At 61.8% G+C, this 20,725-nt stretch carries 14 protein-coding genes; 12 read left to right on the forward strand and 2 right to left on the reverse strand.

Annotation, left to right across the window (positions count from 1 at the left end; genetic code table 11):
- The first annotated feature begins 247 nt into the window (after positions 1–247).
- Positions 248–1,702 carry a tRNA uracil 4-sulfurtransferase ThiI gene (thiI, locus tag ACP7E3_RS28355; RefSeq protein ID WP_046384997.1) on the forward strand — a complete coding sequence of 485 codons (1,455 nt, stop codon included), beginning with the start codon at positions 248–250 and terminating at the stop codon, positions 1,700–1,702.
- A 139-nt stretch (positions 1,703–1,841) separates the two neighbouring features.
- Positions 1,842–3,662, forward strand: a complete 1,821-nt coding sequence (gene typA / locus ACP7E3_RS28360; protein ID WP_017849921.1) for a translational GTPase TypA — start codon at positions 1,842–1,844, stop codon at positions 3,660–3,662.
- Positions 3,663–3,857: 195 nt separating this feature from the next.
- Here the strand turns inward: typA and ACP7E3_RS28365 are convergent, their stop codons facing one another.
- Positions 3,858–4,292 (reverse strand): YkgJ family cysteine cluster protein, encoded by a 435-nt coding sequence (locus ACP7E3_RS28365; RefSeq protein WP_017849920.1) that lies wholly within the window; start codon positions 4,290–4,292, stop codon positions 3,858–3,860.
- Positions 4,293–4,528: 236 nt separating this feature from the next.
- On the opposite strand from ACP7E3_RS28365, the gene ACP7E3_RS28370 reads away from it, so the two are divergent.
- The 6 genes from ACP7E3_RS28370 (at position 4,529) to ACP7E3_RS28395 (ending at position 14,127) form a co-directional block, all read left to right on the forward strand.
- Entirely contained in the window at positions 4,529–6,979 is a 2,451-nt protein-coding gene (locus ACP7E3_RS28370) for a glycogen/starch/alpha-glucan phosphorylase (protein ID WP_079442664.1), read from the forward strand.
- A 96-nt stretch (positions 6,980–7,075) separates the two neighbouring features.
- Complete coding sequence (locus ACP7E3_RS28375) at positions 7,076–10,615, forward strand: DUF2339 domain-containing protein (RefSeq protein ID WP_426125088.1); 3,540 nt, start codon at positions 7,076–7,078, stop codon at positions 10,613–10,615.
- On the forward strand, positions 10,615–11,967 hold the full coding sequence (locus ACP7E3_RS28380) for a DUF3999 domain-containing protein (protein WP_426125104.1): 1,353 nt from the start codon (positions 10,615–10,617) through the stop codon (positions 11,965–11,967). The genes ACP7E3_RS28375 and ACP7E3_RS28380 overlap by 1 nt, the downstream gene beginning before the upstream one ends.
- Positions 11,968–12,076: 109 nt before the next feature.
- Complete coding sequence (locus ACP7E3_RS28385) at positions 12,077–13,087, forward strand: class 1 fructose-bisphosphatase (RefSeq protein ID WP_046384995.1); 1,011 nt, start codon at positions 12,077–12,079, stop codon at positions 13,085–13,087.
- Between the two features lie 185 nt (positions 13,088–13,272).
- A complete protein-coding gene (locus ACP7E3_RS28390) occupies positions 13,273–13,527 on the forward strand; it encodes a hypothetical protein (protein WP_017849914.1) in 255 nt (84 codons plus the stop codon).
- A gap of 30 nt (positions 13,528–13,557) precedes the next feature.
- Positions 13,558–14,127 (forward strand): lipocalin family protein, encoded by a 570-nt coding sequence (locus ACP7E3_RS28395; protein ID WP_017849913.1) that lies wholly within the window; start codon positions 13,558–13,560, stop codon positions 14,125–14,127.
- Between the two features lie 84 nt (positions 14,128–14,211).
- Here ACP7E3_RS28395 and ACP7E3_RS28400 read toward each other — a convergent pair whose 3' ends face one another.
- Positions 14,212–15,576, reverse strand: a complete 1,365-nt coding sequence (locus ACP7E3_RS28400) for a formimidoylglutamate deiminase (protein WP_017849912.1) — start codon at positions 15,574–15,576, stop codon at positions 14,212–14,214.
- Between the two features lie 78 nt (positions 15,577–15,654).
- Between ACP7E3_RS28400 and hutC the strand changes: the two genes are divergently transcribed.
- The 4 genes from hutC (at position 15,655) to ACP7E3_RS28420 (ending at position 20,706) form a co-directional block, all read left to right on the forward strand.
- The gene (gene hutC / locus ACP7E3_RS28405) at positions 15,655–16,434 is read left to right on the forward strand and encodes a histidine utilization repressor (RefSeq protein ID WP_169850562.1); all 780 of its coding nucleotides are present in this window, start codon (positions 15,655–15,657) and stop codon (positions 16,432–16,434) included.
- Positions 16,431–16,991, forward strand: coding sequence for a HutD/Ves family protein (locus ACP7E3_RS28410; protein ID WP_426125091.1), 561 nt, complete (start codon positions 16,431–16,433; stop codon positions 16,989–16,991). Before hutC ends, ACP7E3_RS28410 begins: the two co-directional genes overlap by 4 nt.
- 407 nt (positions 16,992–17,398) lie before the next feature.
- Positions 17,399–19,084 carry a urocanate hydratase gene (hutU, locus tag ACP7E3_RS28415; protein ID WP_057003614.1) on the forward strand — a complete coding sequence of 562 codons (1,686 nt, stop codon included), beginning with the start codon at positions 17,399–17,401 and terminating at the stop codon, positions 19,082–19,084.
- 149 nt (positions 19,085–19,233) lie between these two features.
- Complete coding sequence (locus tag ACP7E3_RS28420; protein WP_108526624.1) at positions 19,234–20,706, forward strand: purine-cytosine permease family protein; 1,473 nt, start codon at positions 19,234–19,236, stop codon at positions 20,704–20,706.
- Positions 20,707–20,725 lie beyond the last annotated feature (19 nt).

The raw sequence follows: 20,725 nt of genomic DNA on the forward strand, positions 1-20,725 counted from the left end.
CCTGCCTCACAAGAGAGCAAATTGCATGCCAGTGCGCCAACATGGCCTTTTTGCGTCAAAATGGCCCCTATAACAGTGCAAACCGCCGAAATGGAATAAATAACGCACTGCAATGTGGCGCACATTTGCATAAATGACCTGTTTTGGTGCGTTGCGCCGTTGATGCATATTAACTGGTTAAACCTTGAGCGATTTCCGCTATAATCCGCGCCCCCCTTTTTCGGCAGGCCCTGCGCGCGCTGTTTCCATGAAATTAATCGTTAAAGTCTTCCCCGAGATCACCATCAAAAGCCGACCGGTACGGATGCGTTTCATCCGTCAGTTGGCCAAGAACATCCGTGCCGTGCTCCGCGATCTGGACCCGGCTGTGGTGGTGAACGGTGTGTGGGACAATCTCGAGCTGGAAACCCGTGTCACCGACGCCAAGGCCTTGAAGGATATGACCGAGCGCCTGAGCTGCATGCCGGGCATCGCGCATTTCCTGCAGGTCGACGAGTACCCGCTGGGCGACTTCGACGACATCACCGAAAAGTGCAAACAGCACTTCGGCAGCGAGCTTGAAGGCAAGATTTTTTCGGTGCGCTGCAAGCGTGCCGGCAAGCACCCGTTCAGCTCCATGGATGTGGAAAAATACGTCGGCAGCAAGCTGCGTCGCGAGTGCGGCGCTGCCGGAATTTCCCTCAAGGCGCCGCAAATTGAAGTGCGGATGGAAATTCGCGACCAACGGTTGTTTGTGATCCACAGCCAGCACAATAGCATTGGTGGCTACCCGCTCGGCGCCCTGGAACAGACCCTGGTCTTGATGTCCGGCGGTTTCGATTCCACGGTGGCGGCCTACCAGATCATGCGCCGCGGCCTGATGAGCCACTTCTGCTTCTTCAACCTGGGCGGGCGTGCCCACGAATTGGGCGTGATGGAAGTCGCGCACTATATCTGGAAGAAGTACGGCAGCTCCCAACGCGTGCTGTTTGTCAGCGTGCCGTTCGAGGAAGTACTGGGCGAAATTCTCGGCAAAGTCGATAACAGTCATATGGGCGTAGTATTGAAGCGTATGATGTTGCGCGCAGCGTCCCGAATTGCCGATCAGCTGCAGATCGACGCGCTGGTGACCGGCGAAGCGATTTCCCAGGTATCCAGCCAGACGCTGCCGAACCTGTCGCTCATCGATTGCGTGACCGAGAAGCTGGTGCTGCGCCCACTGATCGCCAGCCATAAGCAGGACATCATCGACCTGGCAGAACAGATCGGCACCGCTGACTTTGCCAAGCACATGCCTGAATATTGCGGGGTCATTTCGGTGAACCCCAAGACCCACGCCAAGCGCAACCGCGTGGAGTATGAAGAACAACAGTTTGATATGGCGGTTCTGGAGCGTGCGCTCGAGAACGCCAAACTGGTCCCGATCGATCGTGTCATCGACGAGTTGGGCCAGGATGTGCAGATCGAAGAAGTCAGCGAAGCCCTGGCCGGTCAGATCATCATCGACATCCGTCACCCGGATGCCGCTGAAGACGAGCCGCTGGAAATCGCTGGCATCGACGTACAAACGCTGCCGTTCTATGCATTGAACGCGCGTTTCAAGGAACTGGATAACAGCCGTCAGTACCTGCTGTATTGCGACAAAGGCGTGATGAGTCGCCTGCATGCCCACCATTTGCTCAGTGAGGGGCATGCCAATGTGCGCGTTTATCGACCGAGCTAAGAGCCCGGGGCTGTTTGCCTGTGGCCTGCGTCACCGGCCCCCCGACTCTGCCGTCAAGCTGTAACGGCAAGGCCTGACTCTACTGTTAATCGCTGCCACGACCTGTCAGCACACCGAATCCTCTGATCGAGATACACAAGTGATCGAAAATCTACGTAACATCGCCATCATTGCTCACGTTGACCATGGTAAAACCACCCTGGTAGACAAACTCTTGCGTCAATCCGGCACCCTGGAGCGCAACGAGCTCAACGACGAGCGCGTGATGGACTCCAACGACCAGGAAAAAGAGCGCGGTATTACCATCCTGGCTAAAAACACCGCTATCAACTGGAACGGCTACCACATCAACATCGTGGATACCCCGGGCCACGCCGACTTCGGCGGCGAAGTAGAACGCGTAATGTCGATGGTCGACTCCGTTCTGCTGCTGGTTGACGCTCAAGACGGCCCTATGCCGCAAACCCGTTTCGTGACCAAGAAGGCGTTCGAAGCCGGCCTGCGTCCGATCGTGTGCATCAACAAGGTTGACCGTCCAGGCGCGCGTCCGGATTGGGTTCTGGACCAGATCTTCGATCTGTTCGACAACCTGGGTGCTACCGAAGAACAACTGGACTTCCAGGTTATCTACGCTTCGGCCCTGAACGGTATTGCCGGTCTGGATCACACCGCCATGGCGGAAGACATGACCCCGCTGTACCAGGCCATCGTTGACCACGTTCCACCACCGAAGGTTGACCGTGACGGTCCGTTCCAGATGCAAATCTCGGCACTGGACTACAACAGCTTCCTGGGTGTTATCGGCGTTGGCCGTATCGCTCGTGGTAGCGTCAAGCCGAACACTCCGGTTGTCGCTATCGGCGCCGACGGCAAGAAGCGCAACGGTCGTATCCTGAAGCTGATGGGTCACCACGGCCTGCACCGCATCGACGTTGAAGAAGCGTTCGCTGGCGACATCGTGTGCGTCAGCGGTATGGACTCGCTGTTCATCTCCGACACCCTGTGCCAGCCGGACACTGTCGAGGCGATGAAGCCTCTGACCGTCGACGAGCCAACCGTTTCCATGACCTTCCAGGTAAACGACTCGCCTTTCTGCGGTAAAGAAGGCAAGTTCGTGACCTCCCGTAACATCAAGGAACGTCTGGACAAAGAGCTGCTCTACAACGTGGCACTGCGCGTTGAAGAAGGCGACTCGGCTGACAAGTTCAAGGTTTCCGGCCGTGGTGAGCTGCACCTCTCGGTACTGATCGAAACCATGCGTCGCGAAGGCTTCGAAATGGGCGTTGGTCGTCCTGAAGTGATCATCCGTACTGTTGACGGCGTGAAGCAGGAACCGTTCGAAAACGTCACCATCGACACCCCTGAAGAATCCCAGGGCAAGGTCATGGAAGAGATGGGCCTGCGTAAGGGCGACCTGACCAACATGGTGCCGGATGGCAAAGGCCGTGTGCGTCTGGAATACAACATCCCTGCGCGTGGTCTGATCGGTTTCCGTAACCAGTTCCTGACCCTGACCAACGGTGCTGGCATCCTGACCTCGATCTTCGATCGCTACGACACCATGAAGTCCGGCGACATGTCCGGCCGTCAGAACGGTGTTCTGGTTTCGGTTGAAACCGGCAAGGCGCTGACCTACTCCCTGGAAACCCTCCAGGCGCGTGGCAAGCTGTTCGTTGAACACGGTCAAGAGATCTACAACGGTCAGATCGTTGGTCTGAACAGCCGTGACAACGACATGGGCGTCAACCCAACCAAAGGCAAGAAGCTCGACAACATGCGTGCTTCGGGTAAAGACGAAACCATCGCTCTGGTTCCACCTGTTCGCTTCACCCTGGAACAGGCCCTGGAATTCATCCAGGACGACGAGCTGTGCGAAGTCACGCCTAAGTCGATCCGCCTGCGTAAGAAGATCCTGGACGAAGGCGAGCGTACCCGCGCTGCCAAGAAAGCCAAGAACTGAGTTAACTCAGGCTGAATGAAAAACGCCCCCGGTCGAAAGGCCGGGGGCGTTTTTTTATGTCTGCAGGTTTTGTGCTGAAGGTGCCGGCCCTATCGGGGGCAAGCCCCCTCCCACATTTTGAAGGCGTTCACAAATCAAAACTGTGGGAGGGGGCTTGCCCCCGATAGGGCCCTTGAGAGCCCTGCAAAACATGGATCAGAACTTATCGAGCGTCTTGAAATTGGTCTCGCGCACCACTTCCTTGGGCTTGTACGCGCAATACCCCGGCCGCGGGCCGATTTTCGGGTGGTTGCGGCAGGTATCCGGGCGCTTGTCATAAATAGTGCAGAAGCGCGTCTTACGATCCAGGTACAGGCAGTCGTTGTTGCTCATGCGCTGCAGGGTGAAGATCTCGGATTTGCTGTTGTAGCGCTCGACGATGCCTTCCTTCTGCAAACGCTTGGCGATGTTCTTCGGCGGGTCGCCGCGCTCGAATTCATCGACGATGCCAATGCGGATCAAGTCTTTGATCTTCACTTCGACCGGCAGCGTGCAGCAGCTGGACACGCAGCCTCCGCACATGTGGGCGGAATATTTCTGCCAGGTCTCGAGACGGTCGAGTTCCGCGGCGGCGATCAGTTGAGGCTTCATCAGGGTTCCAAGGTGGGGCGGTATCCGGGCGCGCGATCATACCGGGATTGATGGTTTTTTGAACAATATTTTCGGGTTTTCAGCTCGAAGGCGGCTCGAACAGTGATCGGGCACGACCCCTGCATTAAATTCATGCAAAGGTGAATGAGTTAAAAAACTGCCGAACCAGCGCGTCGACCGCCGGTCAGACCGACTAGGCTCTAGCAACTCCTTCAATCTCGCCCGAGGTCACACCGATGTCTCAGGAACCGCTTGCACGAGAAGCAGAGGTAGCCGCATTTCGCGATGCTGTCTTGACCAAACTCACCTACGCGGTGGGCAAAGACCCGGATCACGCCTTCGACCATGACTGGTTCGAAGCCATTGCCCTGGCCGCCCGCGACCAGATGGTCGATCACTGGATGAACCATACGCGGCAAATCTACCGCAAAGGCCAGAAGCGGGTGTATTACCTCTCGCTGGAATTCCTCATCGGCCGCCTGCTCTTCGACAGCCTGAGCAACCTCGGCCTGCTGGAGATCGCTCGCGAAGCGCTCACCGAGTTGGGTGTCGACCTGGAACGCATCCGCCTGCTGGAGCCCGACGCAGCGCTCGGCAACGGCGGTCTGGGACGCCTGGCGGCGTGCTTTATGGAAAGCATGTCGACCCTGGGCATTGCCGGCCATGGTTATGGCATCCGCTATGAGCACGGGCTGTTCCGCCAGGCGATTGTCGATGGCTGGCAGCAGGAGCAGACCGAGCGCTGGCTGGATTTCGGCAACCCGTGGGAGTTCGAACGGGCTGAAGTGATCTACTCGATCGGCTTCGGCGGCAGCGTCGAAACCCTCGCCGATGCCGGCGGCAAGCTGATTCAGGTGTGGTCGCCCAGCGAAACCGTGCGGGCCGTGGCCTACGACACCCCGGTGGTCGGCTGGCGCGGCGCCAGTGTCAACACCCTGCGGCTGTGGCGTGCGCGTGCCGTGGAAGACCTGCACCTGGAGCGCTTCAACGCCGGCGACCATTTGGGCGCCGTCGCCGAAGTGGCCCGCGCCGAAAGCATCTCCCGAGTGCTTTACCCGGCCGACAGCACCGAAGCGGGGCAGGAACTGCGCCTGCGCCAGGAATACTTCTTCGTCTCGGCCTCGCTGCAAGACCTGCTGCGCCGCCACAAGAACATGCACGGCTCGGTGCTGAGCCTGGGCGAACATGCCGCCATTCAGCTCAACGACACGCACCCGTCCATCGCGGTCGCCGAGTTGATGCGGCAACTGGTGGACCTGCACGATATTCCCTGGGAAGCGGCGTGGGACGTCACCGTCGAAACCCTGTCGTACACCAACCACACACTGCTGCCCGAAGCCCTGGAAACCTGGCCGGTCGGCCTGATGGAGCGCATGCTGCCTCGGCACATGCAGATCATCTACCTGATCAACGCGCAGCACATCGACTCGCTGCGCGCCAAGGGCATCCACGATTTTGACGTGCTGCGCGCCGTGTCGCTGATCGAAGAAGACAACGGCCGCCGCGTGCGGATGGGTAACCTGGCGTTCCTCGGCTCCCATAGCGTCAACGGCGTATCCGGCCTGCACACCCAACTGATGCGCAGCACGGTGTTCTCCGAACTGCACAAGCTGTACCCGGAGCGCATCAACAACAAAACCAACGGCATCACCTTCCGCCGCTGGCTGTACCAGGCCAACCCCCAACTCACCGGCATGCTCGTCGACGCGCTGGGCGCGGACATCCTCGACAAGCCCGAACAGCGCCTGATCGAACTCGAACCGTTTGCCGAGAAGCAGGCCTTCCGCAAGGCCTTTGCCGAACAACGCCTGCACAGCAAGCGCGCGCTGGCCGAGATCATCCATGAGCGTCTGGGTATTGCGGTCAACCCGGCGGCGATGTTCGACGTGCAGGTCAAGCGCATCCACGAGTACAAGCGCCAGTTACTCAACCTGCTGCACACCGTGGCGCTGTACCAGGCGATCCGTGCCGAGCCCGAGACCGACTGGGTGCCGCGAGTGAAGATCTTCGCCGGCAAGGCGGCGGCGAGCTATCACCAGGCCAAGCTGATCATCAAGCTGACCAACGACATCGCCCGTACCGTCAATAACGACCCCACCGTGCGCGGCTTGCTCAAGGTGGTGTTCCTGCCCAACTACAACGTCAGCCTGGCGGAAAGCATCATCCCGGCGGCGGACTTGTCGGAGCAGATTTCCACCGCCGGCTTTGAAGCATCGGGCACCAGCAACATGAAATTCGGCCTTAACGGCGCGCTGTCCATCGGCACCATGGACGGCGCCAACGTCGAGATGCACGAGCGCGTGGGCGGCGAGCACATGTTTATCTTCGGCCTCAGCGCCCAGCAGGTGGAGGCCCGCAAGCACGCCGGTGAATTCCACGCCGGGCCGGACATCGCCGCGTCCCATCGTTTGAGCGATGTGTTGCAAGCGATTCGCGGCGGGGTGTTCTCGCCGGACGATCCGGGCCGTTATGTGGGCTTGATCGATGGGCTGATCGAGTACGACCGCTTCCTGGTGTGTGCCGACTTCGATGCCTACTGGGAGGCGCAGACCCGGGTCGACGCGCATTGGCATGATTCCAAGGAATGGTGGCGTTCGGCGGTGCTCAATACCGCGCGGATGGGCTGGTTCTCTTCGGACCGGACGATCCGCGAATACGCCACCGAGATCTGGAAAGCGCTCGACTGAACACCCCAAAACCAAAATGTGGGAGGGGGCTTGCCCCCTCCCACATTGGTCTCTCGTCGATATACTAGGTCCCGGTTTGCTTAGGGAATATCGACCATGCAATGGATTTTCATGCTGATTGGGCTGGCGCTTGGCTGGACGCTCGATGAGTCGTTCGGCGACGCGGGCATCGGCGCGCTGCTGGGGTTGGGCATTGGTCAGGCGATTCGCCTGTCGATGCTGGCTTCGCGCACGGATGAACAAGGCCGTCAGTTGGAGACCGCGCAGAAAGCGCTCACCGCGCTGGAACAACGCCTGGCGCAACTGGAAAAACCTGCGCCTGAACCCGCGCCGCTCGCACACAGTGTGTTGGTCGAATCCCCCGTCGCCGAATCCGCCCCGCCGGCCAAGGCCCCCGAGCTTATCTGGGAATTGCCCGCCGAACTGGCGCCGACCCCCGTCGCCATTGCCGCCGAACCAAGCCAGGCATTACCGGCGGATGTGTGGACGCCTGCCGAGAAACCGCCTGCACCTGAACCGGTTATCCCCCGAGGCCCGAACCTGATCGAACGCGCCATCCGCGGCGCGCGCAATTGGCTGTTCGGCGGCAATACCGTGTTGCGCGTCGGCGTGGTGCTGCTGTTCCTCGGCCTGGCCTTTTTGCTGCGTTATGCCACCGAAGGCATGGTGGTGCCGATCGAACTGCGTTATGCCGGGGTTGCCGCCGCCGCCTTGGGCCTGCTGGGCCTGGGCTGGTGGTTGCGGCTGCGCAACAGCAATTACGGCTTGATGCTGCAAGGCACCGGGATTGCGGTGCTGTACCTGACGGTGTTTGCCGCAATGCGCCTGCACCCGTTGATCGACCCGGGCGCGGCGCTGGGCCTGCTGGTGGCGGTCACGCTGTTTTCGGCGATCCTGGCGATTACCCAGGATGCGTTGGGCCTGGCCTGCGCAGCGGCGCTGGGCGGGTTTGCCGCGCCGATCCTGACTTCCACCGGCGCCGGCAGCCATGTGGCGCTGTTCAGCTACTTCGCCCTGCTCAATGCCGGCATCCTCGCCATCGCCTGGTTCAAGGCCTGGCGCCTGCTCAACCTGATCGGCTTTGTCGGCACCTTCGGCATCGGTTTCGCCTGGGGCCTGCGTTCGTATGCGCCGCAGCTGCTGTGGAGCACCGAGCCGTTCCTGATCGTGTTTTTCCTGATGTACCTGGCCATCGGCCTGCTGTTCACCCGGCGCAAATTGCTGGAGATGAACGACGCGCCCGAGGACGACAGCCGGGGCGCGCTGCTGCGCTGGTCGGCGGCCAAGGGCGATTATGTCGACGGCAGCCTGCTGTTCGGTCCGCCGCTGGTGGGCTTTGGCTTGCAGTTCGCACTGGTACAACACCTGGAGTTTGCTGCTGCGTTCAGCGCCCTGGGCCTGGGCATCATCTACATGGGCCTGGCCCGACTGCTCAGTGGCGGGCGTGCCTTGCTGCTGGCGGAAACCTGTCTGGCCCTGGGCGTGATCTTCGCCAGCCTGGCGATTCCCCTGGGCCTCGACGCGCGCTGGACCGCAGCGGCCTGGGCCGTGGAAGGCGCCGGGATCTTCTGGCTCGGCCTGCGCCAGCAACGGCCGTTGGCGCGGGCGTTCGGCCTGTTGTTGCAACTGGGCTCGGCGCTGGCGTTCCTCAGTGAACTGCGCGTCGGCGCACACACAATGCTGGACGGTGCGCCATTGGGCGCGCTGTTGCTGGGTGCCGCGTTGTTGTTCAGCTTCGCGCAGTTGCGCAACGCCTCCACCGAACAGGCCGCGGCTTGGGAGCGCAAGGGCTTGCCGGTGTTGGCCAGCCTCGGGCTGACCTTCGTGTACCTGCTCGCACCGCTGCTGTTGCTGACCCAAGGCACCGCCATCAGTTGGGCGCTCGCCGGCCTGGCGACGCTGTACGTGGGCCTGCGCATCGGTTCACGGACCTTCCTGTTCACTGCGTTCGCCGTGCAACTGCTGGGTGGCGCGTTGTTCCTGTTGCGCCTGCAAGGCGGTGATGGCGCGGCGGTATTCAGCGCGGGTTGGGGCGGTTTGCTGACGGCCTCGCTGATCGGGCTGGCGCTGATCGGCGGCATGCTGCTGGCGGCCCGTGACGACATGGTGCGCAGCGACGCGCGTCTGTTGCGCGGGTTGTCGGTGGTGCTGCTGGCCGGCCTGGTGTTGATCAACCTGGCCGTGCTGTTTGTGCTGCCTTGGGAAAGCGCCAGCGGGGTGTGGGCGGCGAGTGGTCTGCTGATCATCTGGTTGAGCCTGTACCTGCAACAGCGCGTCAGTTTTGTGTTCGGTTTGCTGCTGCAACTGATCGGCGGCGCGTCGTTCCTGCTGGCGGTGCCGGAACTGCTCGGGCCGTTGACCAATGAAGGTTTGCGTCCGTTGGCGCACAGCGGCTTCTGGACGCCGATGGTGTTGGGCCTGGCCGCTCTGGTCGGCGCCTGGCGCTTGCAGCGCGAACCTCATGCGCCGGTGTTTGCCGTGCTGAAACTGCAACGCCTGTCTGACCTGTTGCTGGTGTGGGGCGCGGCCTGGTGGGCGCTGGCGCTGATCGGCGAAGTGCTGCGGTTTATCCCGCAAGCGTTGCAGGGCGCGTTCCTGCTGGGTATCGCCGCGGCGAGCGTGGCGCTCTGGACGCTGTTCGCGGCGCGCCTGCGCTGGGCCTCGCTGGCGATGCTCTGCACCTTGCTGATGCCGGCGGCGGCAGCGGTGTTGCTGGTGTCTGCCCATAGCTACTATCACCCGGCGGCGCAGTTCGGCTGGCTGGCCTGGCTGGCGGTGTTCGCGGTGCATTTCATCTCGTTGCGGCGCTTGGCGGCGGTGGCTCCGGCCAAAGTACTGAGCGTTGCCCATGTGTTGGGTAGCTGGATGTTGATCGGCGTCCTGGCGCTGGAGCTGCGCTACGGCCTGTTGTTGCTGTCGAGCGAATACAACGCCTGGCGCTGGCTGGGCTGGGCGATCCTGCCGAGCCTCTACCTGGTGCTGGCGGCTGCGCCGCGCAGTTGGCCATGGCCGGTGTCGGCCTATGGCAAGGAGTACCGCGTGCTGGCGGCGCTGCCGTTGGCGGTGCTGATGCTCGGCTGGTTCTGGCTGGCCAATACGTTCAGCGACGGTACGGCCAAGCCGTTGCCCTATGTGCCGCTGATCAACCCGCTGGACCTGGGCCTGCTGTTTGCCCTGCTTGGCGTGTATCTGTGGTCGCGCAGTGTGGCGCCGCAGCGCGGGCCGCGTGCCGAATGGATCGCCCAAGGGGTGGCGGGGGCTTCGCTGTTTGCGTTCTTCACGGCGCTGGTGATGCGTACCGCCCACCATTGGGGCGGCGTGCCGTTTCACCTGGACGCGTTGCTGGAGTCGATGCTGGTGCAAGCCGGTTTGTCGATCATCTGGACCCTGATCGCCCTCGGCCTGATGATCGGCGGTCACCTGCGCCATCGTCGCGAAGTTTGGCTGATCGGCGCGGCGTTGATTGCCGTGGTGGTGGCCAAGTTGTTTTTTGTCGAGCTGAGCAACCGTGGCGGCCTGGCGCGGATCGTGTCGTTCATTGGCGTGGGCGGGTTGTTGCTGGTGGTGGGTTACTTCGCACCGCTGCCGCCCAAGCGCGCCGAACCTGTGTTGGAAACTGAAGGAGCATCCTCTTGATCGGTAAGTTGAGCGTGGCGGTAGTGGGCGTGTGTGCGACATTGTCGGTATGGGCCCAGGAAACGCCCGCCGACTTCTCCGCCCAGGTGCCGCTGAGTATCAGCGGCAACGGCCCGTGGTATCGCCTCGAATTGCCGCTGGCCGTGCAACTGAGTGCGCGCCAGGCCGACCTCAGCGACCTGCGCGTATTCAACGCCGCCGGTGAGCCCCAGGCCTACGCGCTGTCGCGCCAATCTGCGCAACACACCGAGAACCGTAACGTTGCCGATGTGAAGTGGTTCCCGCTGTACGCCGCCGACACCCGCGGAACCTTGCCAGCGGTGGTGATGAAGTCCAGCGCCGAAGGCACCTTGCTGGAGGTGCGCCCCTCCACGGCAACCACGACCGGCCAGCAGGTGCTGCGCGGCTGGGTGCTCGACGCCAGTGCGATCAAGGCGCCGTTGCAGCAACTGAGCCTCGACTGGAGCCACGAGCAAGAAGGTTTCCAGCGATTCAGCATCGAAGCCAGCGATGACTTGCAGCACTGGACGCCCTGGGGCGACGGGCAAGTGGCGCGCTTGTCGTTTGCCGACGAGCGCGTCGAGCAGCACGACGTCAGCCTGCCGGGGCAAACGGCGCGTTACCTGCGCCTGTTGTGGCAGGGCCAGGCGGCGCCGCTGTTGACCTCGGCCAAATTGGTCAGCGCCACCCGCAGCAGCCTGCCGACGCCATGGATGTGGTCGCAGCCGCTCTCCGGCACGCGGCTGCAGGCGGGGGAATACACCTGGCAGTTGCCGGCGGGGCTGAACGTCGAGCGCCTGCGCGTGGAATTGACACAACCCAATACGCTGGCGCCCGTGACCTTGTCGGGGCGACGCGACAGCAAGCAAGCCTGGCAGCCGTTGAGCAATGGTTTGCTGTACCGCCTGACCCAGAACGGCCAGGACGTGGTGCAGGATCAATTGCAGTTGCCGGGCCAGGCGGTCGCCGAACTCAAGTTGCAGGTGGATGAGCGCGGCGGCGGCCTGGGCACCGCCGCGCCGACCCTGCGGGTTGCCGTGCGCGCCACTCAGTTGGTGTTCCTGGCGCGGGGCGAGCCGCCGTTCACCCTGGCGCTGGGGAATGCCTCGGCCAAGGCGGCGAACCTGCCGCTGTCGACCCTGATCCCCGACTACAGCGCCGAGCGCCTCAACACCTTGGGGCAGGCCACGGTGGCGGGGGACGTCAGGGTCACGTCGCCAGCGCTCGTGGCCGCTGTCGACACCGAACCGAACTGGAAAAAACTCGGACTCTGGGCCGTATTGCTGCTCGGTGTGGCGGCGCTGGGGGCCATGGCTTACAGTTTGCTGCGCAAGCCTGCAGCAGCACGTTAAATAACGTCCATGAACTCTATTGGGTTTAAATCCTCTGATAGGAGGAAATACGCCCCGACTCGCGTTAAACTGCGCGGGTTTTTAGCCCCCCCATACATCGGAGCCTTCCATGTCCCGCGTTACCCTGAGTCGCTATTTGATCGAGCAGACCCGCAGTAACAACACGCCTGCCGATCTGCGCTTCCTTATCGAAGTGGTGGCGCGTGCTTGCAAGGAAATCAGCCACGCCGTGTCCAAAGGCGCGCTGGGTGGCGTCCTCGGCAGCATGGGCACTGAAAACGTCCAAGGCGAAGTGCAGAAGAAACTCGACGTGATCTCCAACGAGATCCTGCTCGAAGCCAACGAATGGGGCGGTCACCTGGCCGGCATGGCGTCCGAAGAAATGGACAATGCCTACCAGATCCCGGGCAAATACCCGAAAGGCGCCTACCTGCTGGTGTTCGACCCACTGGACGGCTCGTCCAACATCGACATCAACGCCCCGGTCGGCACCATCTTCTCGGTGCTGCGTTGCCCGAACGAACACCTGAGCCAGAACGAAGCCCTGAACGAAAAGGCCTTCCTGCAGCCGGGCACCCAGCAGGTTGCCGCCGGTTATGCGATCTACGGCCCGCAGACCATGCTGGTGCTGACCTTGGGCGACGGCGTCAAAGGCTTCACCCTGGACCGCGAAATGGGCAGCTTCGTGCTGACCCACGAAGACATCTCGATTCCTGCTTCTACCCAGGAATTTGCGATCAACATGTCCAACCAGCGCCACTGGGAAGAACCGGTCAAGCGCTACGTCAGCGAGTTGATGGAAGGCGAAGAAGGCCCGTTGAAGAAAAACTTCAACATGCGCTGGGTCGCGGCGATGGTGGCTGATGTACACCGTATCCTGACCCGTGGTGGCGTGTTCATGTACCCGCGTGACAGCCGCGAGCCGTCCAAGCCGGGCAAGCTGCGCCTGATGTACGAAGCCAACCCGATGTCGTTCCTGGTTGAACAGGCGGGCGGTGTGTCCACCGACGGCCACCAGCGCATCCTCGACATCCAGCCCGAAGGCCTGCACCAGCGCGTGGCGGTGTTCCTGGGTTCGAAGGAAGAAGTCGAGCGCGTGACCGGCTATCACAAGAAGTAAGTGTGGCGAGGGAGCAAGCTCCCTCGGCACGTTCAAGACGTGAAGTCTTGAACGATGAGAAGCCCCGAAACGTTTCAGCGTTTTCGGGGCTTTTTTGTTTTCGTTTGTCGGGAACCAGACACCTGTTTTCCCTTCTAAGCTTCTGGCAGACCCCCAACCTGCCTCGTCCCTCCAGGAGTTATTCCATGTCGTTACGCCGTCTCGCTTTGCTGGCCTTTTGCGTGCTGTTGGCCGCTTGCAGCAAGGTCAATCAGGAAAATTACGCGAAGCTGTCGGCTGGCATGGCCAAGGCCGAGGTGGAGTCGTTGCTGGGTAAGCCGACCGATTGTTCCGGCGCGCTGGGTATGTCCAGCTGCACCTGGGGCGATAAAAACAGCTTTATCAGCGTTCAATATGCCGGTGACAAAGTTCTGATGTTTTCCGGGCAAGGCCTGAAGTAAACCGGGGCGAAAGCCTGCGGGAGAAGAAGAATGATGCGTTTTGTTGTGTTCCTTTGCGCCAGCCTGTTTTTGGCGGGCTGCGCCAGCCATTCTGGCGATGATCTGCAACCCAAGACCGCGGGTAACGTCAACCTCAAGCGTTACCAGGGCACCTGGTACGAATTGGCGCGATTGCCGATGTACTTCCAGCGCAACTGCGCGCAGTCCGAGGCCCGCTACACCTTGTTGCCGGATGGCGATATGTCGGTGTTCAACCGCTGTCTGACCAGCGACTGGAAGTGGGAAGAAGCCAAGGGCACCGCTACGCCGCAAGTGCCGGGCAAGACCGACAAGCTCAGGGTGGAATTCAATAACTGGTTTACCGCGCTGTTGCCGGGCGTCGCCAAGGGCGACTACTGGGTGTTGTATGTCAGCGATGATTACAAGACTGCCCTCGTCGGCAGCCCGAGCCGGCGCTATATGTGGATCTTGTCGCGCACGCCGACGGTCAGCGCCGACACCCGCGAAGACCTGCTGAGCAGGGCACGGCAGCAGGGCTATGACACCACGCGCCTGATCTGGCGCACGTCGGACAAGCAGATGGCGAAGACCTCGCAATAACTCTGGATCAGCACAAATCCAATTGTGGGAGGGGGCAAGTCGAATCGTCGCACCGCCCCTCCCACATTTGTTATGGGTTGCCTGTTAACCGAGTAACTCTCTCAAAACCTGGGTAAACGCCCGGCTGCTCTCTTCTTCAGCGGCATGCCGCCCGTCGCGCACCACCCACTTGCCGTTGACCAGCACATCACGCACCTGGCGATCACCACCGGCGAACAGCCAGCGATTGAGAATCCCGTCTTCGGTCGCCGTCGCCAGGTATGGATCGTTTCCGTCCAGCACCAGCCAATCGGCGCGCTTGCCCACTTCCAGCCGCCCGATCGGTTGCCCCAGCGCCTGGGCGCCGCCGTCCAGTGCGGCATCGAACAGCGTGCGGCCGACCATCGGTTGGTCGTGGCGATACAGGCGATTGCGCCGCTGATCGCGCAGGCGTTGGCCGTATTCCAGCCAGCGCAGTTCTTCCACCACGCTCAGCGACACATGGCTGTCGGAACCAATACCCAGGCGCCCGCCTTGAGCGAGGAAATCCACCGCCGGAAAAATCCCGTCGCCCAGGTTGGCTTCGGTGGTCAGGCACAAACCGGCAATCGCGCGGCTGTTGGCCATGCGCGTCACTTCCTCGGGGTCGGCATGGGTGGCGTGTACCAGGCACCAGCGCTCATCGACGTCGACGTTGTCATACAGCCATTGCAGCGGGCGTTTGCCGCTCCAGGCCAGGCAGTCGTCGACTTCTTTCTGTTGCTCGGCGATGTGGATATGCACCGGGCAGGCCTTGTCGCTGGCAGCCAGCACGTCTGTGATCTGTTGCGGCGTGACGGCGCGCAGGGAGTGGAAGCACAAGCCCAGTTGCTGCGCCGGCTGTGCGGCGAGGATCGGTTTCAGGCGCGCCTGCAGCTCCAGATAATGTTCGCCGCTGTTGATAAACCGCCGCTGTCCTTCATTGGGTGCCTGGCCGCCAAACCCGGAGTGGCTGTAGAGCACCGGCAGCAATGTCAGGCCAATCCCGCTGCTGGCGGCCGCCTGGCTGATCTGCCGCGACAGTTCCGCGCGGTCGGCATATGGCTGGCCGCTGACGTCGTGGTGGACGTAATGAAATTCCGCGACCGAGGTGTAACCGGCCTTGAGCATCTCGATATACAACTGGCGCGCGATGATCTGCAGTTGTTCCGGATTGATCTTGCCGACCATGCGGTACATCAGCTCGCGCCAGGTCCAGAAGCTGTCGTTCGGGTTGCCGGCCACTTCGGCCAGGCCCGCCATGGCGCGCTGGAATGCATGGGAGTGCAGGTTCGGCATGCCCGCCAACACCGGCCCCCTGAGCCGTTCGGCACCGTCTGCGCTGGCATTGGCCGCGACGTGGGTCAGCAGGCCATCAACGCCGACTTCAAGGCGTACATCGTTGGCCCATCCATCAGGCAGCAGTGCGCGTTCGGCAAAGAAAACGGACATGTTCAGGGCACCCCGGTCGTGTGTTTATTTGTATATACATATACAGACGTTTGCCTGCTCGGTAAACTCCGGCAATCTATGCATCTTTTTCCCCTGCAAGGATTCCCCGTGCCGACTCCGCCCGCCAAGTCTTCACTGGCTGCCCACCTGGACGAAAGTCCGGCGCCCTTGTATGCCCGCGTCAAACAAATGATCAGCCAGCAGATCCTCAGCGGCAACTGGCCGCCCCATTACCGCGTGCCGTCGGAGAGTGAACTGGTCAGCCAGCTGGGTTTCAGCCGCATGACCATCAACCGCGCCCTGCGTGAACTCACCGCCGAAGGGCTGCTGGTACGCATGCAAGGCGTCGGCACGTTCGTCGCCGAGCCCAAGAGCCAGTCGGCGCTGTTTGAAGTGCATAACATTGCCGATGAGATCGCCGCCCGCGGCCATCGGCATACCTGCCAGGTCATCACCCTGGGCGAAGAGGCGGCCGGTTCCGAGCGCGCCGTCGCCCTGGAAATGCGTGAAGGCGGACGGGTATTCCACTCGCTGATCGTTCACTTTGAAAACGATATTCCGGTGCAAATCGAAGACCGCTTCGTCAACGCCCTGGTCGCGCCGGAATACCTGCAGCAGGATTTCACCCAGCAAACCCCCTACGCCTATTTGAACCAGGTCGCACCGTTGACCGAGGGCGAGCATGTGGTCGAAGCGATCCTCGCCGATGCCGCCGAGTGCAAGTTGCTGCAGATCGAACCGAGCGAGCCGTGCCTGTTGATTCGTCGACGCACCTGGTCCGGTCGCCAGCCGGTGACCGCCGCGCGCTTGATCCACCCCGGTTCCCGTCACAGCCTGGAAGGACGCTTCAGTAAATGAGTGCAGTGACCGTCTGGCGCGCCGCCAATTACGTGCGTATGCCGTGGAAAAACGGCGGCGGCAGCACCGAAGAAATCAGCCGCGATGGCGGCCATGGCCTGGAGGGCTTTGGCTGGCGCCTGTCGATTGCCGATATCGGCGAGTCGGGCGGGTTTTCCTCCTTCGCCGGCTATCAACGCGTGATCACGGTGATCAACGGTGCGGGCATGGTCCTGACCGTGGACGGCGAGGAGCAGCGGGGGTTGTTGCCGCTGCAAGCGTTCGCGTTCAAGGGCGACAGCCAGGTGTCGTGTCGCCTGATCAGTGGGCCGATCCGCGATTTCAACCTGATCTATTCACCCCAGCGTTACCATGCGCGGTTGCAGTGGGTCGATGGGATGCAGCGCTTTTTCAGCACCGCGCAGACGGTGCTGGTGTTCAGCGTGGCCGATGAGGTGACGGTGCTCGGCCAGGTGTTGGGTCATCATGATTGCCTGCAGGTGGACGGTAATGCTGGTTTGCTGGATATCTCCATCACTGGCCGTTGCTGCATCATCGAACTGACTGCACGCGGTTAAAAAATGTGGGAGGGGGCTTGCCCCCGATTGCGGTGGGTCAGCTATAGATAAGCTGACTGGTCCACCGCTATCGGGGGCAAGCCCCCTCCCACATTTGTTTCTCCACTGTTCTTGCGATCTGTTTCCAGCCTTCCGCACCACTTTGTTACCGAACGCCCCAGCGTGGCGCAATACCACCCTGACGTGGCAAACCGGCCTCGCTGTAAAACCGCCCCCCGAGAAATTTCATCACGCCTCGAAGCCTTAATTTCCAAGGCTCGCGCACGCCTGTGCAAACAATCGCGCCTGCACTCCAGGAAAGTTGGCCGTTCGATTGCATATGCTTGTATGTACAAGTAAAGGTGTGTGCGTAAGAGTCGACTTCGCACGCATCCAGTTCGCGCATCGATCGCTGAGGAGTTCTGGTTGTGACCGATTTTTCTAACGCTAAGCCTACAAAATACCGAGACGTCGAAATCCGCGCCGCGCGCGGTAACACGCTCACCGCCAAAAGCTGGCTGACCGAAGCGCCGCTGCGCATGCTGATGAACAACCTTGACCCGCAAGTGGCCGAAAACCCGAAAGAGCTGGTGGTGTATGGCGGCATCGGCCGTGCGGCGCGTAACTGGGAGTGCTATGACCAGATTGTCGAGAGCCTCACCAACCTGAACGATGACGAAACCCTGCTGGTGCAGTCAGGCAAACCGGTCGGTGTGTTCAAGACCCACCGCAATGCCCCGCGTGTGCTGATCGCCAACTCCAACCTGGTGCCGCACTGGGCCAGTTGGGAACACTTCAACGAACTGGATGCCAAGGGCCTGGCCATGTACGGCCAGATGACCGCCGGCAGCTGGATCTACATCGGCAGCCAGGGCATCGTCCAGGGCACCTACGAAACCTTCGTCGAGGCCGGTCGCCAGCATTACGACAGCAACCTCAAAGGCCGTTGGGTACTGACCGCCGGCCTCGGCGGCATGGGCGGCGCGCAGCCGCTGGCCGCGACTCTGGCCGGCGCATGCTCGCTGAACATTGAATGCCAGCAGGTCAGCATCGATTTCCGCCTGAACAGCCGTTATGTCGACGAACAGGCCAGCGACCTCGACGACGCCCTGGCGCGCATCGCCAAGTACACCCAGGAAGGCAAAGCGATCTCCATCGCCCTGCTGGGCAACGCCGCCGAAATCCTGCCGGAACTGGTCAAGCGCGGCGTGCGCCCGGACATGGTCACCGACCAGACCAGCGCCCACGACCCTCTCAACGGCTACCTGCCGGCCGGCTGGACCTGGGACGAATACCGCGCCCGCGCCAAGACCGAACCGGCGGCCGTGATCAAGGCCGCCAAGCAGTCGATGGCCGTTCACGTCAAAGCGATGTTGGACTTTCAGAAACAAGGCATCCCGACCTTCGACTACGGCAACAACATCCGTCAGATGGCGCAAGAAGAGGGCGTGGAAAACGCGTTCGACTTCCCAGGCTTCGTACCGGCCTACATCCGCCCGCTGTTCTGCCGTGGCATCGGCCCGTTCCGCTGGGCCGCGCTGTCGGGCGACCCGCAAGACATCTACAAGACCGACGCTAAAGTCAAAGAGCTGATCCCCGACGACGCGCACCTGCACAACTGGCTGGACATGGCCCGCGAACGCATCAGCTTCCAGGGTCTGCCGGCGCGTATCTGCTGGGTCGGCCTGGGCCAACGCGCCAAGCTGGGCCTGGCGTTCAACGAAATGGTGCGCAGCGGTGAGCTGTCCGCGCCGGTGGTGATCGGCCGCGACCACCTCGACTCCGGCTCGGTGGCCAGCCCCAACCGCGAAACCGAATCCATGCAGGACGGCTCCGACGCCGTGTCCGACTGGCCGCTGCTCAACGCCTTGCTCAACACCGCCAGCGGCGCGACCTGGGTCTCGCTGCACCACGGCGGCGGTGTGGGCATGGGCTTCTCGCAGCACTCGGGGATGGTGATCGTCTGCGACGGCACCGACGAAGCGGCCGAGCGGATTGCCCGCGTGCTGCACAACGACCCGGCCACCGGGGTGATGCGTCATGCCGATGCGGGTTACCAGATCGCGATCGATTGCGCCAAAGAGCAGGGCTTGAACCTGCCGATGATCAAGTAACGACTGGCTCGGTTTCTGTGGGAGCTGGCTTGCCTGCGATTGCATCACCGCGGTCTACCCGAAAGACCGCGTCGCCCGCATCGCAGGCAAGCCAGCTCCCACAGAAGAGCAATCAGTACCCAAAACAATCCATCAGAGGTTGAACACACATGGCTGCAAATGACGCGCGTGCAAGCACCACCCCGTTGATCGAAAGGCGTTCGATCGACTACATCCCGGAAGCGGAAAGACACGGACGTCTGTTTAGCCAGTTCACTCTATGGATGGGCGCCAACCTGCAAATCACTGCGATCGTCACCGGGGCCCTGGCCGTGGTGCTGGGCGGTGATGTGTTCTGGTCGTTGATCGGCCTGTTGATCGGCCAACTGCTCGGCGGCAGCGTCATGGCGTTGCACGCGGCGCAAGGGCCCAAGCTTGGTCTGCCGCAGATGATCTCCAGCCGGGTGCAGTTCGGGGTTTATGGCGCGGCCATCCCGATCGTGCTGGTGTGTTTGATGTATCTGGGGTTCACCGCCACCGGCACCGTGCTTTCCGGTCAGGCGCTGGGCCAGTTGTTCGGCGTCAGCGACAGCGTCGGTATCCTTGTCTTTGCCAGTGTCATCGTGCTGGTCACGGTGCTCGGCTACCGCGTGATCCACTTCATCGGCCGGGTCGCCAGCGTCATTGGTGTGATTGCCTTTGTCTACCTGTTCAGCCGTCTGATGAGCCAGGCCGACATTGGCGCGCTGCTGCAAATCCGTCACTTCAGTTGGAGCAGCTTCCTGCTCGCGGTGTCGCTCGCAGCCTCCTGGCAAATCGCCTTCGGCCCTTACGTGGCGGACTATTCGCGCTACCTGCCGAGCCAGACGTCCTCGCTGAAAACCTTCCTGGCCGCCGGCGCGGGGTCGGTGATCGGCGCACAGGTGGCGATGGTCCTCGGTGTGTTTGCCGCCGCCCTGTCCAACGGGCAATTCGCCGGTCATGAAGTGGCCTACATCGTCGGTTTGGGCGGTACGGGGGCCACCGCCGCGCTGCTGTATTTCAGCATCGCGTTCGGCAAGGTCACCATCTCCACGCTGAACTCCTACGGCAGCTTCATGTGCATTGCCACCATCATCAGCGGCTTCCGGGGGCGCCTGCAGGTCACGCGCTTGCAGCGTCTGGTTTTTGTGCTGGCCATCGTCGGTACGGCGACTCTGATCGCGTTGCTCGGCCAGCACTCGTTCCTCGGTGCGTTCAAGTCTTTCATCCTGTTCCTGCTGGCGTTCTTTACGCCCTGGAGCGCGATCAACCTGGTGGACTACTACTGCATCACCCGCGAGCGTTATGACGTGACGGCGCTGGCCGATCCGGACGGGCGCTATGGGCGTTGGAACCTGCTCGGTATCAGCGTCTATGTGTTCGGTGTGCTGGTGCAATTGCCGTTCATCTCCACCAAGTTCTACACCGGTCCGCTGGTGGCCGCCCTGGGTGATGTGGATATTTCCTGGATCATCGGTCTGATAATTCCCGCAGTTCTGTATTACGTGTGTGCGAAAAAATGGCACAGCGCCGTGCCCGATCAACTGATTCTGCCGGTCGAGCAGGACAGCGTTGTACCTGCCCCAGCCAGCGGCGCCAGTCGCTCTGCGGCGCGGGCCTGATTGGACGTGGACCGGGCAG

The organism is Pseudomonas sp. PSPC2-3 (assembly GCF_049898265.1).
In the GTDB taxonomy this organism is placed as follows: Bacteria; Pseudomonadota; Gammaproteobacteria; order Pseudomonadales; family Pseudomonadaceae; genus Aquipseudomonas; species Aquipseudomonas veronii.

What these genes read in the sequence shown, in the direction of transcription:
- ACP7E3_RS28385 (WP_046384995.1), top strand. Translation starts at nt 12,077, where the DNA reads ATGTCCCGCGTTACCCTGAGTCGCTATTTGATCGAGCAGACCCGCAGT.
- ACP7E3_RS28420 (WP_108526624.1), top strand. Translation starts at nt 19,234, where the DNA reads ATGGCTGCAAATGACGCGCGTGCAAGCACCACCCCGTTGATCGAAAGG.
- ACP7E3_RS28395 (WP_017849913.1), top strand. Translation starts at nt 13,558, where the DNA reads ATGATGCGTTTTGTTGTGTTCCTTTGCGCCAGCCTGTTTTTGGCGGGC.
- hutC (WP_169850562.1), top strand. Translation starts at nt 15,655, where the DNA reads ATGCATCTTTTTCCCCTGCAAGGATTCCCCGTGCCGACTCCGCCCGCC.
- ACP7E3_RS28375 (WP_426125088.1), top strand. Translation starts at nt 7,076, where the DNA reads ATGCAATGGATTTTCATGCTGATTGGGCTGGCGCTTGGCTGGACGCTC.
- thiI (WP_046384997.1), top strand. Translation starts at nt 248, where the DNA reads ATGAAATTAATCGTTAAAGTCTTCCCCGAGATCACCATCAAAAGCCGA.
- ACP7E3_RS28410 (WP_426125091.1), top strand. Translation starts at nt 16,431, where the DNA reads ATGAGTGCAGTGACCGTCTGGCGCGCCGCCAATTACGTGCGTATGCCG.
- ACP7E3_RS28370 (WP_079442664.1), top strand. Translation starts at nt 4,529, where the DNA reads ATGTCTCAGGAACCGCTTGCACGAGAAGCAGAGGTAGCCGCATTTCGC.
- ACP7E3_RS28400 (WP_017849912.1), bottom strand. Translation starts at nt 15,576, where the DNA reads ATGTCCGTTTTCTTTGCCGAACGCGCACTGCTGCCTGATGGATGGGCC.
- ACP7E3_RS28390 (WP_017849914.1), top strand. Translation starts at nt 13,273, where the DNA reads ATGTCGTTACGCCGTCTCGCTTTGCTGGCCTTTTGCGTGCTGTTGGCC.
- ACP7E3_RS28365 (WP_017849920.1), bottom strand. Translation starts at nt 4,292, where the DNA reads ATGAAGCCTCAACTGATCGCCGCCGCGGAACTCGACCGTCTCGAGACC.